Annotated in this window: 14 protein-coding genes and 2 pseudogenes; 13 read left to right on the plus strand and 3 right to left on the minus strand. The window is 64.1% G+C overall.

The genetic code is table 11. From position 1 onward, the window contains the following. Positions 1 to 537 precede the first annotated feature (537 nt). On the plus strand, positions 538 to 945 hold the full coding sequence (locus CKO43_RS21925; protein WP_200379963.1) for a lysozyme inhibitor LprI family protein: 408 nt from the start codon (positions 538 to 540) through the stop codon (positions 943 to 945). Positions 946 to 1,786: 841 nt separating this feature from the next. Here the strand turns inward: CKO43_RS21925 and CKO43_RS21930 are convergent. Next, positions 1,787 to 2,575, minus strand: coding sequence for a transposase (locus CKO43_RS21930; protein WP_346728366.1), 789 nt, complete (start codon positions 2,573 to 2,575; stop codon positions 1,787 to 1,789). Next, a complete protein-coding gene (locus CKO43_RS26365; protein WP_346728365.1) occupies positions 2,545 to 3,309 on the minus strand; it encodes a transposase in 765 nt (254 codons plus the stop codon). The genes CKO43_RS21930 and CKO43_RS26365 overlap by 31 nt, the downstream gene beginning before the upstream one ends. A gap of 208 nt (positions 3,310 to 3,517) precedes the next feature. Here CKO43_RS26365 and CKO43_RS21935 point away from each other — a divergent pair, with 208 nt between their 5' ends. Next, positions 3,518 to 4,048, plus strand: a complete 531-nt coding sequence (locus CKO43_RS21935) for a hypothetical protein (RefSeq protein WP_200379964.1) — start codon at positions 3,518 to 3,520, stop codon at positions 4,046 to 4,048. A 527-nt stretch (positions 4,049 to 4,575) separates the two neighbouring features. Here CKO43_RS21935 and CKO43_RS26460 read toward each other — a convergent pair. Continuing rightward, positions 4,576 to 4,683 (minus strand): annotated as a pseudogene (locus CKO43_RS26460) (transposase); the annotation flags it as partial. 42 nt (positions 4,684 to 4,725) lie between these two features. Here CKO43_RS26460 and CKO43_RS21945 point away from each other — a divergent pair. From CKO43_RS21945 to dld, 11 genes and pseudogenes are all read left to right on the plus strand, one after another. Further along, entirely contained in the window at positions 4,726 to 4,935 is a 210-nt protein-coding gene (locus CKO43_RS21945; RefSeq protein ID WP_200379965.1) for a hypothetical protein, read from the plus strand. Positions 4,936 to 5,264: 329 nt separating this feature from the next. Further along, a complete protein-coding gene (locus CKO43_RS21950; protein ID WP_200379966.1) occupies positions 5,265 to 5,558 on the plus strand; it encodes a hypothetical protein in 294 nt (97 codons plus the stop codon). A gap of 1 nt (position 5,559) precedes the next feature. Next, entirely contained in the window at positions 5,560 to 5,997 is a 438-nt protein-coding gene (locus CKO43_RS21955; RefSeq protein ID WP_200379967.1) for a hypothetical protein, read from the plus strand. 118 nt (positions 5,998 to 6,115) lie between these two features. Beyond that, positions 6,116 to 6,511, plus strand: a pseudogene (locus tag CKO43_RS26465) (DUF4262 domain-containing protein). Positions 6,512 to 6,775: 264 nt separating this feature from the next. Then, positions 6,776 to 7,069: a hypothetical protein gene (locus CKO43_RS21970; RefSeq protein ID WP_200379970.1), complete on the plus strand. Its 294-nt coding sequence runs from the start codon at positions 6,776 to 6,778 to the stop codon at positions 7,067 to 7,069. A 327-nt stretch (positions 7,070 to 7,396) separates the two neighbouring features. Then, complete coding sequence (locus CKO43_RS21975) at positions 7,397 to 7,774, plus strand: VOC family protein (RefSeq protein WP_200232053.1); 378 nt, start codon at positions 7,397 to 7,399, stop codon at positions 7,772 to 7,774. Between the two features lie 207 nt (positions 7,775 to 7,981). After that, positions 7,982 to 8,431 (plus strand): GNAT family N-acetyltransferase, encoded by a 450-nt coding sequence (locus CKO43_RS21980; RefSeq protein ID WP_200232054.1) that lies wholly within the window; start codon positions 7,982 to 7,984, stop codon positions 8,429 to 8,431. Between the two features lie 518 nt (positions 8,432 to 8,949). Then, complete coding sequence (gene lldP, locus CKO43_RS21985; RefSeq protein WP_200232055.1) at positions 8,950 to 10,653, plus strand: L-lactate permease; 1,704 nt, start codon at positions 8,950 to 8,952, stop codon at positions 10,651 to 10,653. Between the two features lie 16 nt (positions 10,654 to 10,669). Next, positions 10,670 to 11,482 carry a transcriptional regulator LldR gene (lldR, locus tag CKO43_RS21990; RefSeq protein WP_200232056.1) on the plus strand — a complete coding sequence of 271 codons (813 nt, stop codon included), beginning with the start codon at positions 10,670 to 10,672 and terminating at the stop codon, positions 11,480 to 11,482. An 8-nt stretch (positions 11,483 to 11,490) separates the two neighbouring features. Next, entirely contained in the window at positions 11,491 to 12,630 is a 1,140-nt protein-coding gene (gene lldD, locus CKO43_RS21995) for an FMN-dependent L-lactate dehydrogenase LldD (protein WP_200232057.1), read from the plus strand. Then, on the plus strand, positions 12,627 to 14,372 hold the full coding sequence (dld, locus tag CKO43_RS22000; RefSeq protein WP_200379971.1) for a D-lactate dehydrogenase: 1,746 nt from the start codon (positions 12,627 to 12,629) through the stop codon (positions 14,370 to 14,372). Before lldD ends, dld begins: the two co-directional genes overlap by 4 nt. Positions 14,373 to 14,434 lie beyond the last annotated feature (62 nt).

Genomic DNA, 14,434 nt, shown 5'->3' on the forward strand with positions numbered 1-14,434 from the left:
CGGCCCGAAACTATCGTTCCTTGGGAGCGTGGGCGCGAAGTCACTGAGGCCGAGCAATGATGCCCAACTAATCATTGCAGCGGGCCTGCGCCAGCTGCGCTGGCTGGTCCGCTGAATTCAAACGTTAGGGCTTAGTCGGTTATGCCTCTCTACACATACATCGTCACGTATAAAGGCGCCAGCCGCGTTACGCAGGGAAGCCACAGTAACTTCAATGGGTTCATTTCATCCTGGTGCTCAAATATCCCCGCTGGTTCTATTCCCGCACTTACGCCTTCTCTCTACAAAGAGTTGGCGTCTAAAGCGTATTACAGTGATTTCGCGTCTGTTGAGAACATCAAACATGTATGGCGAAAATCAATTGAGCTCGGGGGTGGTGAGTTCACTGTTATTGCGGTACAAACTCAACCGTAGTCGTATGCAAAAACGCCCTAACCATTCCGTCGAGAGGGACCGCCCACAAGCTGCGCTTGTGGGTTCCCTTCGCGGCTTCGCCGCTACGGCGGCCCCTCACGTCAAACGTTAAACATCTTCGGAATGCGCAACGCGATCATCGCAGCCGCTCTCTCTTTGCCGATGTTGGCGGTAGCTCAACGTAGTGCTAAAGCCGAGACGACTTGCCTGGGTCTGCTTGGCCATGCCGACGCCCGCAGCTGCCTCATCGCTGAAGCGGCCAAGTCTGATTGGCGGCTTGAGGAGGCCGAGCGCGATCTACGGCAGGTGGTCTGCAACTGGCAAGAGAATGAAAGCTACAAACGAACCGCCCTTGCTGCTCAAAAGCAGGCGCATGCAGAGTTTCTTCGTGCGCGATCAGCGCAGTGCGAACTCCAGGCTACGCTTGCTGCCGGAGGAAACGGCGCAAACGATAGAAGGCTTTTGTGCAGAATTGAGCTCAACGATCGTCGAGTTGCTGAGGTTCGATCCATTGCCGCGTCAATCAGATGAAATCGATGTTTAACCTGTCATTCGAGCTGACCGCCTTCGGCGTCCGCTCACTTTCACATTAGGCCGCACATTCCAACCGCTCGTGCCATTCCAGCACCAAAGCGAAATGTCACCATTTTCGTATGCCATGCATTGCTTCCGTCTACGAACAGCGTCCATCTCCATCGCTGCAATATTGGTCGGTGGATGCCTTGCAACGCACCGCGACGTCTCGAAAGAGGCTCCTTACAACACCCATGTTGGTAAGGTCTACGAGGTTCTAACGCCTCTGCGCGCCCATGGCTACACACACAAACTCGAAAGCAACAAGAAGACGGATGGCATCACGATCTGGAATCCAGGATTCACAGGCCCCGAAGTCACATTCTTGATCTATCTAAAACCTGGAACGCGGCTGACTTTGCTCTCCGCCCGTGAGTGCACCAACTGTCCGTTTGACCGTTACCCGCAATACCTTGTCCAAGCAGCGCCGAAGCCGACAGAGTTCGGCGACACTCCGGTCTACCTTCGCGATATCTCACTTGCAGACGGCACACTGCGATGCACTGCACCAAGTGCGGCCTAACCATTCGCTCAACCGGACCCATTGCGGCATGCGGCCAAAGGCCCGCCATTTCATTCTGGGCCTTTAGCCACATACCGCAACGGTCCGGTTAGCTCAATAGTTGAGGTTGTAGCAAAACCCTGTTTTGCAGCCTCGAACACGACACGGCGCCCACTTCGGGCGCCGTTTTACTGGGCGGTACTGTTTTCGCGATCGAGCGGCCGAAATCGGCTCGGCAGGCCGGTTATCGCGGCAGATGCCGCCTGCAAGCCCCGAAAAGGGCCTCGCCCCGCGCCGTCACCCCGTCCCGTACCCCGCCTTGGCCAACTTCTCGATGTTGTGCACCAGGCAGAAGAGCTTGAACTGACCGTCGACCTTCTTCTGCCCGCGCAGCGTGAAGCGCCGCAGCCTCTTGTTGTGGCGCAGGTTGGCGAAGACCGGCTCCACCGTGCCCATGCGCCGGTCGTACAGCTCGCGCCCGGCCTCGCTGGCGATGAGCGCGCGCATGCGCTGGGTGTACGGGTGCGCGCTGCCGGTGTTGGCCTGGAAGAACGCTACCTGCCGCGCTGCCGTCGTCTCGGGCTTTCTCAGACACTGCCCGCGCAGTACGTAGGATCCGCACTGCGCGGCCTGGAAGCGGTAGCGCAGCGAGACATAACCGCGCTGCTGCGCCTCGTGGCCGCCTTGCGCCGTGTGCCCGGCCGGACAGGTGCAGCAGCGGCGCAGCGCATCGTGCCGGAAGTCCTCGGGCCCGAAGAGCACGGTCTTGCTCGGCTTGCGGGTCTTGTCGTGCAGCGGGTCGGTGCCCATGCGGTGCTTGCCCTGGCCGGCCAGCCGCGGGTCGCGCTGGCGGCGCTGGTTGTCGGCGATGACGGCGTTGACGCCCATCTCGGCCAGCGCCTTCAGGTTGCTCTCCGAGTGGTAGCCCGCGTCGGCAGTGATGACGGTGTCCTCGCTCATGTGCGCCTGCGCCGCGCGCACTGCCGGCAGCAGCAGCGCCTGCTCCGAGCCCGTACCGTGGGCCTGGGCGTCGACGATGACCTGGTGCTCGGCGTCTACCGTTGCCACGCCGCAGTAGCCCTGGATGACGCCCTTGTCGGTGGAATCTTGGCCGAGTCGTTGTCGGTGACGTTGCTCTTGCGCACGGCGCCTCTGGCGCCGGTCTTGTCGTGGCGGTGCTCGGCCAGGAAGCGCGTGATGCGCTGGGCCTCGTGCGCCAGCTTCTCGATGTGGCGCTGCTCGCGCACGGGCAGCGTCGGCTCCGGGGCGCCGTCTGCCGCCTGGTGACGGCGCAGCATCGCCTGCGCTGCGTCCAGCATCTTGGCCGCGCGCTCGGCCAGTTCCGAGCGCGTGCCGCTGTGGCGCTTGCTCGCGTTGCTGGGCAGCTTGACGCCGTCGATGGCGAACATCTGACGGCCGATCAGCCCCTGCGCGTCGCAGACCAGCAGCACGCGCTGGAAGACCTCGGCAACGGGCTCGGCCACGCGCGAAACGAAGCGCGCGATGGTCGTGAAGTGCGGCGCGTCGGTGCCGCACAGCGCGATGAAGGTGACGTGGCGCTCACAGGCCGAGGCGATGGCGCGGCTGGAGACCAGGTCGCGGGAATAACCCAGCAACACGACCTTGAGCAGCACGGCCGGCGAGACGGCGGGCGCTCCGGTCTCGTCGTTGCGATAGAAGGCGTCGAACGCGTCCAGCGGCACCGCGCCGGAGTCGACCAGATGATTGAGCGCGAACTCGAAGGAACCGGGCAGCAACTGCTCGGCCAGCACAACCGGCAGGAAACGCGGCTGGTTGTCGACGGGGCGGTAACGGGCCATCGCGATGACGGTCGGGAAGATGACGGGAGAACTTGCAAGCGCTGTGCCGCGCCGATAGGCTGGCGCAAACCCGGACGCCGAGGGAGGTGCATGAAAGAACGGATCCACAACGCTGGTGTGACATGCCGCGCCGGTCAGGCCGGCTGCCGCCGCGGCGGGGTTTTTCTACAGCTTCGTTAGGCCGCATATGCGCAGCGCAGTTGTCCTCGTGGCACTCTTTGGCGCATCGCTGCTTGCCCATGCAGCCGGCGAGCGCTTGACTCTGATTCAACCGAAGAAATCGGGCCTCATGCTGGTCAATGTCAACACGGAGAACGATCTCTTCGCGAAGTTCAGCGGCCAAGTCCGCGTCGGCGGTACGTTTATGGGAGTTTGGCCAGAGGGCGCCACGAATCGAAATTACAAGGAACCAGACTTTCTGTTCGTCCCAGACCAAGAGTCCTCCTCTCTACTCCCTCACTTCGTACTCCGCGAGCCGCCGTACATCAAAAGCTACCGCGTGAGGTCCGTCACCGTCACGAACGGATTAGAGGCCCTGAACGAGGCCGCAGGTGCCGAGAAGGTAGCCAAGTTGCTGCAACGGCGCGTCAACCATGTGCGCGTCACCGGACACTTTGTACTTGTAGATTTTGTCGTGGGTGTTGAATGCGACGCTCCATGGGCCAGGGCCAAGCTCCTGAAGGCCGAGCTACCTGAACAAGTTGCTATCAAGCACACGTTCGCGCTCGCAGGCTGCTGATGCGGCCTAACCCATCTACTGGCATTTTCCATCGAGTCAACACGCAATGGCTCCGGTAAATCGTCTTCCTGCTGAGGCATGCACCACGAGGCTGCGTCGGCACAGAGAGCAGACTGCACATCTACAGACGGCCTTGTTGCACGGCTTGGCCGTGCGGGCCCAGATACGAACCGCTCGGCGGGGCTCCATTCGCTCTTCGTCGTCGCCTGTGGCGCGACATGGGATTAGTCGAGCTTGCCCGCCGCCAGTTTGACCTGTGTGATGCATCTTCTGCCGCACGCCTGGAGGAAGTCGGTGAGTTCGGGACCGGCCCTGACAGCAGGCTGCGGCGACCGCGCCGCCGGGTTTGCTGCTGACGTGGTCGGGGTCGAAGCGCTGGCTCTTGGCGAGCACCGCTCAGAGGATGCGGGCGTTCTTGTCGGCCATGGCCACGACAGCCTTCTGCCGGCCCACGCGCGTGGTGAGCTGCACCATCCATCGCGAGTTGCGGTCGTCACGTTTGTGCGTCGTCATGACGGCGGACTTGGTGCCCTGGATGAGCAGCGTTCGCAAGTAGGTGTCGCCGTGCCGCGTGATGCGCCCGAGCTTGGTCTTGCCACCGCTGGATTTTGGCTCGGCGCCAGGCCGACCCAGGATCCGAACGGCGCGCCGTTCTTGAACTGGCGGAAGTCGCATACATGACGCAATCATTGTTTCTCAAGCTGATCTTGATCTTGGCGGTCCTCCCGATCGCCTACTCGCTGAAGGTGGCCGCGACGCGATGGCTGCCTGAGTCCAACCCGGCTCGCCGATGGCTGGAGCAGCAAGGCAGCATGCGGCTCGCCATGTACGCAATTCTGGCGATCTGGGCTTTCGGTGGATTCGCCTTGGTTGTCGTATATGGCTGAGGTGGCTTGGCCGGAGTCAACCCGTTTGCTAGGCTATATATTTCACGTCGTGCAAGTATTACCTATTCGGTTGCTGTCGTGATGCTCTGGTCGGCAACGCGGCTGGCAGCACCGAGGCTGGTGTCGTGGCCTTCACTCTTGAGGCGCTCGCTTGGCAGTTCCTCCAAATTAACTCGAAATGTCAGGACCAAAGGTGCCCCGTTGTGTCTTCCGAGAGAATTCGGCGAGCAGTGAAAAGCGATGTGGTTCCGGACAAACTGCGGTTTCTGCGCTCCGGCCTGCCGCCGGCTCCCGGGTGATTCGAGCATTGACCTCCAAGCATTCGAACCATGTCGACCATCGTTGCGCCATTGACACAGCCGGATGTTTCCGCCGTCAAGCAGATTCTCATCGCCGGCCTGTCCGAGCGATCGGGCGCGTATGAGCGCCGCTACAACCCCGCCATCGAATCGTTCCAGAACTACTACGCTGAGTCACTCTCGCTGGTCGCCAAATCAGCTGGCGAGGTCGTCGGCATCGGCGTGCTGTATCCCGTCGGCGCGCGCCCGGCTGAAACTGTCCGCTCCAAGGGATCCGATCGGTGGCCCGGCAAGGGGCGGAGGCCCCCCCAGATTGCTTCTTGAGTTGAAGTTATTCGACTATTGCTGCAACCTCTTTGGATTTCATATGTCGCTGCGGCGGAAAGTCCAACAGCAGAATGAGGCCACTTTCGAGGTCATGCTCGCTACCGCCAAGCATTTCCGCGAACGTGGCGTTCCTGCTGGTGTTCAAGTCTTTCTTGCGCAACGCGGTATTGAGCTTTCCAGTTCAGCAATTGTCCGAGCACGAACAGAGAGCTACATGCTCGGTTATGAATTTGGGTTTGCGGGCTTGGTCGCTACTCAAGACCGTCGGTTCTTTGAGTTTGAACTGGAGCTAGATGTGTCACTTGACAAAGTCGTCTATGTTCACGAGTGTTCGGAGATGACCGAAAGGCAGGGCGCATCGGTGCGCAACAGAGGCGCCGGCAAAGGAGATGGTGCCTTGGCAATCGAAGTAGTCGAGGCCCTAAATGGAGTCTGACCCTGCGGTCGGGCGCGACAGGTGGGCCGCCCCCTGCGTCGAACGTTAAAGGGCAACCATGGGGCGCGGAGGCGATACGAAAACTAGGGATGACGTCGCCAAGCACGGATGCGGTGTGATGCACGTGTTCGACCCAGAAGGCGAACTCCCTCCTTTTGCCTACTCAATTGGCATCCAGCGGGAAACTGGTGCCCCTGAGGTCGTTGTTGTTGGTCTCAAGCAGCCAATTGCTCACTTCGTCGTTAACGAGTACAACAGGCGCGTTCGCGAAGGTTAGAGGTTTTAGGTGGGCTGCTATTGCAGTGGCTTTCTTGAGGGCTTTGATATCTATATCGATGCAGTTCCTGAATCGGTCTATGGCGATTGCTTCGGCCAAAGTATTGAATTCTATGGAGGTCGAGAGTTTGCTGTGGTTCAAATTATCTATCCAACAACTGGGGGAGTTTGGCCGTGGACGGAGGGCGCACCAGAGTCATTGAGGCAGTGGCAATCACTTCTTGCGCACAACTGCTGAATGACCTCTCGTCTCCGCGGCAGGAGGTCGCCAAGTACATGCCGGCGTTGTCTGGGTGTGCTTGTTGTGTCGGATGGATGAATGGGCTGGAGTTTGCTTTATGGCGCGCGCTATCTGATGGACCGTTCAAGTACGGCAGGTGACCAAGTTGTCCGAGCCGCCGTGCGCTCTCACTCGTCGTTCGACGGGGCGTAGTGGCGGCTCGAATCGCAGGAATATGGCGATTGCTCTTGGTGGTCGAAGCGTCAAGCAGGAGGAAGGGAAATGGACAGTCTTGTAAGCCACGTTGCGCTCTTTGTGCTTCTGCTGATCTGGCTTGATGTCTGCAGGATCAGCAAGAATGTTCAGGCGACACTCGAGTTGCTCACTCAAACGCGTCGCGACCTGGGGCTTTTGCCGCCACTTTCGGACATTCCTTCGGATGAAGTGCTGGCGCTCGCAGCAGACCCGAGCCGTCGGATTGAGGCAATCAAGCGCTATCGAGAACATAGTGGCGCGGACGTGAAGGTCGCGATTGCGGTGGTTGATCGCATTCGAGCCACACGAGGTGATGATTAGCTGCCGGTCAAGTTGTCCCACTACGGCAGCCATCAATTCGCCGCTTCAGGTGCGGTCGGCATCATTTATTTGGCGACCGGCGCCGTCATGGTTGCAGGCATAGCAGCTTGAACGTTGAGGCTGTGGCAAAGCCACAATGAAGCCCGGATCCATGCCTGAGTCGGGAATTCGGCCTATCGGATTGCTCCAGGATCTCCGACCGGTGGTCCTGCAAATGTCGACCCCCGATTTCGTCTTGTTGGGGATTTATCGAGGTATATTTGAAAGATCGTCAGACTGCGCATACCCACCGACGTTGCGCGCGCACTCTGCATATCAAGTACTCACATGTTTGACCACGTGAAGTTCGGTGTCACCAACTACGAAGTGAGCAAGGCGTTCTACCTCAGGGTATTGGCCCCGCTGGGAGTCGTCGCAGGCGCGGAAGGAGCGCCGTCGTATGGAGTCGAGCTCTATGTCCCCGGTGGACAGGCGTCGCTCTGCCTATTCCAAGCGACAGAGAAGCCGGCGCGCCTTCACATCGCCTTCGTGGCGGCGACTCGAAGCCAGGTCGACGCGTTCTATCGCGCCGCTCTGGAAGCGGGTGCCATTGACAATGGTCCACCAGGAATCCGGCACCAGTACAACGCGAGCTACTACGCGGCATTCGTTATCGATCCAGATGGCCACAACATTGAAGCCGTCTGCCACGGAGGCGAGTCCTAGCCACTCTGCAGAGAAGTTCGGTGAAATCCACGCGTGATGGCTCCGGTCTTCGTGGACCGTAAAGGCGCTTGCCGCAGCGCTGGATCGGAACGGAGAATAGAGTGTGGGGCGCACAGGCGACACAGGCGACACAAGTTATTGAAAGTCCGAGCCTGGCTTCCTGCTGTCGGTATCAGATAAATGAATGCTGACCTTTAATGTCGAGTCATGTCGGTCATCGTCACCCCATTGAATCCGCGCGACGTGCCCGCCGTGAAGCAGTTTCTCATCGCCGGGTTGTCGGAGCGATGGGGCGCGTATGAGTCCCGCTACAACCCCGACATCGAGTTGTTCCAGAGCTACTACGCCGACTCGCTGACGCTGGTCGCCAAATCAGCTGGTGTCGTCGTGGGCACCGGCACGCTGCATCCCATCAGCGCGCGCCGGGCTGAAATTGTCCGCATGTCGACCGCGATCGACAGCCGTCGCCACGGGGTTGCCGGCCAGATCCTGATGTTGCTGCTGGACCATGCCCGCGCAAGGGGAGTGCAGGAAGTCGTACTCGAAACGACCTCGTCGTGGGCCTCGGCCATTGCCTTCTATACGAAGCACGGGTTCGCCAAGACTCACGAGCAGGATGGCGACACGCACTTCATCCGTCGCCTCGGTGCTGCCTGAACGGACGCTCAGGCGTGGCGTCGGTGCTCGGCTGCCCAGCTGAACAAGGCTGAACGCCATCCTCGCTGCCGGTTGGTGCAGACCACTGGACCCCAGTCCTGCCGTGACGACGACAGATCGCTTCTGATCGGATGTGCTTCTGGTTGTCGGCAATTGGTCGGACCAAAGTCGTTCGACTTTTTTGTGCTGCCGAGCGCTATAGCGAAGTTTCCCAAGCTGATCCAGGTTTACCCTGAACCACATGGGCGAATAAATCCTCAGAATTCGCCCACTTCGCAGCTGCTCGTTCGTATTGGTCCGACCAATATGAAAAGACAACGATCCACCCGACGGCCGCGAAGCGTTGAAGTCAGCCATGCAGAGCCAGCCGGCGTGACGGTCGCAAGACCCGTGCTGCGAACCTCCTGGTGGCCTCGCCCGCGCAAGCGGCGGGGGTTCCAGCGGCGACTGAAACCGCGCCGGGCCGTCCGCGGCCCATTTCGTCACCCTGGGTCCCCCGGACCGCACGTCACACGGCCATGCAACCCATCTGGCAACAGAACTACGACCCCGCCGGCAACGTCTGGCTGTCGGCACTCATCGCGCTGATCCCGATCGTCTTCTTCTTCATCGCGCTGACGAAGCTGCGCTTGAAGGGTTACCAGGCCGGCACGATCACCGTGGCGCTGGCGCTCGGGGTGGCGCTGCTCTTCTACCGCATGCCGCTGTCGGCGGCGCTGGCCTCGGGCGTCTACGGCTTCTTCTACGGGCTGTGGCCGATCGCCTGGATCATCGTGGCCGCGGTGTTCCTCTACAAGATCTCGGTGAAGACGGGGCACTTCGACGTCATCCGCTCGTCCATCCTGTCGGTCACGCCCGACCAGCGGCTGCAGCTGATCCTGGTGGGCTTCTGCTTCGGCGCCTTCCTCGAAGGGGCGGCCGGCTTCGGCGCGCCGGTGGCCATCACCGCGGCGCTGCTGGTGGGCCTGGGCTTCAAGCCGCTGTACGCCGCCGGGCTGTGCCTGATCGCCAACACCGCGCCGGTGGCCTTCGGTGCGATGGGCATCCCGATCATCGTCGCCGGCCAGGTCTCGGGCGTCGACGCCTTCGCGATCGGCCAGATGGCCGGCCGCCAGCTGCCCTTCATGACGATGATCGTGCTGTTCTGGCTGATGGCCATCATGGACGGCTGGCGCGGCATCAAGGAAACCTGGCCCGCGGTGCTGGTGGGCGGCGGCTCGTTCGCGGTGGTGCAGTTCCTCACCGCCAACTTCGTCGGCCCGGAGTTGCCCGACATCACCTCGGCCATCGTGTCGATGGTGGCGCTCACCGCCTTCCTGAAGGTGTGGCAGCCCAAGCGCATCTTCCGCTTCGAGCACGACGAAGCGGCTGCCAAGCCGGCGGCGAAGTCGACCAGCGGAGCCGCCAAGATCGCGCCGATGGTCGCCGCCGCCCCGGCGCTGACGCTGGGCAAGATCGTGATGGCCTGGTCGCCGTTCATCATCCTCACCGCGATGGTGACGGTGTGGAGCGTCAAGCCCTTCAAGGCCTTGTTCGCCGCCGGCGGGCCGCTGGCCTCCACCGTGATCAGCGTGCCGGTGCCGCTGCTGGACAAGCTGGTGGCGAAGATGCCGCCGGTGGTCACCGCCGCCTCGCCCTACGGCGCCGTCTACAGCTTCAACTGGCTGTCGGCCACCGGCACCGCGATCCTGTTCGCGGCGCTGCTGACCATCCTGTTCTCGCGCCTGCCGCCGGCCAAGGCGGCGGCAACGCTGGGCGAGACGCTGAAGGAACTGGCGATCCCGATCTATTCGATCGGCATGGTGCTGGCCTTCGCCTTCGTCGCCAACTATTCGGGGCTGTCGGCGACGCTGGCGCTGGCGCTGGCGCACACCGGCTCGGCCTTCACCTTCTTCTCGCCCTTCCTGGGCTGGATAGGCGTCTTCCTGACCGGCTCGGACACCTCGGCCAACGCCTTGTTCGCGGCGCTGCAGGCCACCACCGCGCAGCAGCTGGGCCTGCCGCAGGTGCTGACGGTCGCGGCCAACACCACCGGCGGCGTCACCGGCAAGATGATCTCGCCGCAGTCGATCGCGATCGCCTGCGCCGCGGTCGGCCTGGCCGGGCGCGAGTCGGACCTGTTCCGCTTCACCGTCAAACACAGCCTGGCCTTCGCCGCGATCATCGGTGTGATGACCACGGTGCAGGCCTACCTGCTGCCGTGGATGATCCCGGGTCACTGAAACCCCGGAGATCACGATGCGCCTGGTCGATCACGTCGTCGAAAAGCTGCTGGAGCGGGTGCAGGCCAGCGGCCTGCAGCCCGGCCAGCGCCTGCCGGCCGAGCGCCAGCTGGCGGCCGAACTCGGCGTCGGCCGCAGCTCGGTGCGCGAGGCGATCCAGAAGCTCGTCAGCCAGGGCGTGCTGACGGCGCGCCGCGGCGACGGCACCTACCTGCAGTCGACCGTGCAGGCCGACTGGCTGCAGGACGCGGTAGCGCCGCTGGTGCGCCTGCTCGACACCGACCCCGGCTACCGCTTCGACGTCATCGAGACCCGCCACGCGCTCGAGACCACCACCGCGGCGCTGGCCGCGCAGCGCGCCACCGCCGAGGACAAGGACCGCATCCGCCGCGCCTTCGACGTGATGATCGAGCACCAGCAGAGCGGCCACGCCGAGCTGGCGGCGCGTTCGGACGCCCAGTTCCACCTCGCGATCGCCGAGGCCTCGCACAACCTGGTGCTGCGCCAGCTGATGCACAGCCTGTTCACCGTGGTGCTGTCGACGGTGACACGCAACCGCGAGGACATGTTCCGCTTCAGCGCGCCCGAGACGCTGCGCCGGCTGAGCGCCGAGCACCAGGCGGTGATGCAGGCCATCGTCGACGGCGACGCCGCACGCGCCCGCGACGGCATGGTCCAGCACCTCGAACACGTGCACCAGACGATCCGCCGCGAAGCCGAGGACCACGCCCGGCGCGAACGCCTGCAGCGCCTGCCGGCCGACGCCGTGCCCTCGCTGCTGTCGCTGGAAACGCCGCCGCGGCCCCCCGACAACTCCCGATCCAACTGATCCCGCCGATGATCATCTCCTCCACCGCCGACTACCGCGAGGCCGCCCGCCGGCGGTTGCCGCCCTTCCTGTTCCACTACATCGACGGCGGCGCCTACGCCGAGCGCACGCTGCGCCGCAACGTCGACGACCTGGCCGAGGTCGCGCTGCGCCAGCGTGTGCTCAAGGACATGAGCCAGCTGGACACGTCCATCGAGCTCTTCGGCGAGAAGCTCTCCATCCCCGTGACGCTGGCCCCGGTCGGCCTCACCGGCATGTACGCGCGCCGCGGCGAGGTGCAGGCGGCGCGTGCCGCCGAGGCCCAGGGCGTGCCGTTCACGATGTCCAGCGTCTCGGTCTGCGCGATCGAGGAGGTGGCGCCGAAGATCAAGCGGCCGATGTGGTTCCAGCTCTATGTGCTGAAGGACCGCGGCTTCATGCGCAACGCGCTCGAACGCGCCCAGGCCGCCGGCTGCTCGGCGCTGGTGTTCACGGTCGACATGCCGGTGCCGGGCGCGCGCTACCGCGACATGCACTCGGGCATGAGCGGCCCGAACGCGCCGCTGCGCCGCTACTGGCAGGGCCTGACGCACCCGCGCTGGGCCTGGGACGTGGGCCTGAACGGACGCCCGCACGACCTGGGCAACATCTCCACCTATCGCGGTCAGCAGGTCGGGCTGCAGGACTACATGGGCTACCTGGGCGCCAACTTCGACCCGTCGATCTCGTGGAAGGACCTGGAGTGGATCCGCGAGTTCTGGCGCGGGCCGATGCTGATCAAAGGCATCCTCGACCCCGAGGACGCCAAGGACGCGGTGCGTTTCGGCGCCGACGGCATCATCGTCTCCAACCACGGCGGGCGGCAGCTCGACGGCGTGCTGTCGTCGGCGCGTGCGCTGCCGGCGATCGCCGACGCGGTGAAGGGACAGATCAAGATCGTCGCCGACTCGGGCGTGCGCAACGGCCTGGACGTGGTGCGCATGCTGGCGCTGGGTGCCGACGCGACGATGATCGGCCGCGCCTACATCTACGCCCTGGCCGCCGCCGGTGAAGCCGGCGTGCGCCACCTGCTGGCGCTGATGGAAAAGGAGATGCGCGTGGCGATGACGCTGACCAGCGTCGCGCGTGTCGCCGACATCGGCCCCGACCTGCTGGTGCGCGACGCATGAGCTCTCGCGACGCTCTGCTGGAGCAGCTGCGCGCCGTCGTCGGTGGCGCCCATGTGCTCACCGACGACCAGGCCACGCGCCGCTTCCGCAAAGGCCACCGCACCGGCGAAGGCCCGGTGCTGGCCGTCGTGCGGCCCGGCAGCCTGCTGGAGCTGTGGCGCGTGCTGCAGGCCGCGGTGGCGGCCGGCCGCATCGTCATCATGCAGGCCGCCAACACCGGGCTGACCGGTGGCTCGACACCCGACGGCAGCGGCTACGACCGCGAGATCGTGCTCGTCAACACGCTGCGCATCACCGGCGTGCAGGTCATCGCTGGCGGCGAGCAGGTCGTCTGCCTGCCGGGCGCGACGCTGGACCAGCTGGAGCGCCAGTTGGCGCCGCTGGGGCGCGAGCCGCATTCGGTGATCGGCTCCTCGTGCATCGGCGCGTCGGTGCTGGGCGGCATCTGCAACAACTCGGGCGGCGCGCTGGTGCGCCGCGGCCCCGCCTACACCGAGCTGGCGCTGTACGCGCGTGTCACCGACGACGGCAGTGTCGAACTGGTCAACCACCTGGGCATCGCGCTGGGCGACACGCCGGAAGAGATCCTGACGCGGCTGGAGCGCGGCGAGTACGGCGAAGCCGACATCGCCCACGACAGCGGCCGCGCCGCGTCGGACCCGCGCTACGCCGAACACGTGCGTGCGGTCGACGCCGACACGCCGGCACGTTTCAACGCCGACCCGTCGCGGCTGTTCGAGGCTTCGGGTTCGGCCGGCAAGCTGTGCCTGTTCGCCGTGCGGCTGGACACCTTCCCGAAGGAAGCCAGCACCGTCTTCTACCTGGGCACCGACACGCCCGACGAGCTGACCGCCGTGCGCCGCCACCTGCTGAGCGCGTTGCCGCGGCTGCCGATCGCCGGCGAGTACATCCACCGCACCGCTTTCGACATCGGCGAGCGTTACGGCAAGGACACCTTCCTGCTGATCGACCGCTTCGGCACCGCGCGGGTGCCCAAGGCGTTCGCGTTCAAGAGCCGCGTCGACGGTTTCCTCGAAGGTCTGGGCCTGCGTGGCTTCAGCGACCGCGTGATCCAGGCGCTGATGAACCTGCTGCCCAGCCACCTGCCGGCACGTGTGCGCCAGTGGCGTGACCGCTACGAGCACCACCTGCTGATCCGAGTCTCCAACGACCAGGCCGAGGCGACGCGCGAGTTCCTGCAGCGCCAGTTCGAGGCCAGCACCACCGGCGCCTGGTTCGAATGCGACGCCGAGGAAGGGCGCAAGGCCTTCCTGCACCGCTTCGCGATCGCGGGCGCGGCGATCCGCTATCGCGAGGCGCACCGTGGCCAGGTCGGCGACATCGTCGCGCTCGACGTCGCGCTGCGCCGCAATGACCGCGACTGGGTCGAGCAACTGCCCGACGAGATCGAGCGCGAGGTCGTGCACAAGCTCTATTACGGCCACTTCTTCTGCCACGTCTTCCACCAGGACTACATCGTCAAGCCGGGCGTCGACCCGGTGGCGATGGAGCACCGCATGTGGGAGCTGCTGGACGCGCGCCGCGCCGAGTACCCGGCGGAACACAACGTCGGCCACCTCTACGTCGCCAAGCCGGCGCTGGCCGAGCACTACCGGCGGCTGGACCCGACGAACACCTTCAACCCCGGCATCGGCCACACGCCGCGTGGTCGCGGCTGGCAGGAGTGCTGTGACCGGCCGGCGCCGGTGTGGCCCAAGGCGTACTCCGAATCGATGGAGTGAGCGCGGACGCGCGCGTCGGCGGGCGGCGCGGCTGAAGGCCGGCCGCAGCCCTGCGGGATCGC

Source organism: Rubrivivax gelatinosus, assembly GCF_016583785.1.
In the GTDB taxonomy this organism is placed as follows: Bacteria; Pseudomonadota; Gammaproteobacteria; order Burkholderiales; family Burkholderiaceae_C; genus Rubrivivax; species Rubrivivax gelatinosus_B.

Bases quoted from the DNA above. Each gene is read 5' to 3' on its own strand.
- CKO43_RS26365 (WP_346728365.1), bottom strand. From the start codon at position 3,309: ATGGCCCGTTACCGCCCCGTCGACAACCAGCCGCGTTTCCTGCCGGTT.
- lldR (WP_200232056.1), top strand. From the start codon at position 10,670: ATGCGCCTGGTCGATCACGTCGTCGAAAAGCTGCTGGAGCGGGTGCAG.
- CKO43_RS21970 (WP_200379970.1), top strand. From the start codon at position 6,776: ATGGACAGTCTTGTAAGCCACGTTGCGCTCTTTGTGCTTCTGCTGATC.
- CKO43_RS21950 (WP_200379966.1), top strand. From the start codon at position 5,265: ATGTCGACCATCGTTGCGCCATTGACACAGCCGGATGTTTCCGCCGTC.
- lldD (WP_200232057.1), top strand. From the start codon at position 11,491: ATGATCATCTCCTCCACCGCCGACTACCGCGAGGCCGCCCGCCGGCGG.
- CKO43_RS21925 (WP_200379963.1), top strand. From the start codon at position 538: ATGCGCAACGCGATCATCGCAGCCGCTCTCTCTTTGCCGATGTTGGCG.
- CKO43_RS21975 (WP_200232053.1), top strand. From the start codon at position 7,397: ATGTTTGACCACGTGAAGTTCGGTGTCACCAACTACGAAGTGAGCAAG.
- dld (WP_200379971.1), top strand. From the start codon at position 12,627: ATGAGCTCTCGCGACGCTCTGCTGGAGCAGCTGCGCGCCGTCGTCGGT.
- lldP (WP_200232055.1), top strand. From the start codon at position 8,950: ATGCAACCCATCTGGCAACAGAACTACGACCCCGCCGGCAACGTCTGG.
- CKO43_RS21945 (WP_200379965.1), top strand. From the start codon at position 4,726: ATGACGCAATCATTGTTTCTCAAGCTGATCTTGATCTTGGCGGTCCTC.
- CKO43_RS21980 (WP_200232054.1), top strand. From the start codon at position 7,982: ATGTCGGTCATCGTCACCCCATTGAATCCGCGCGACGTGCCCGCCGTG.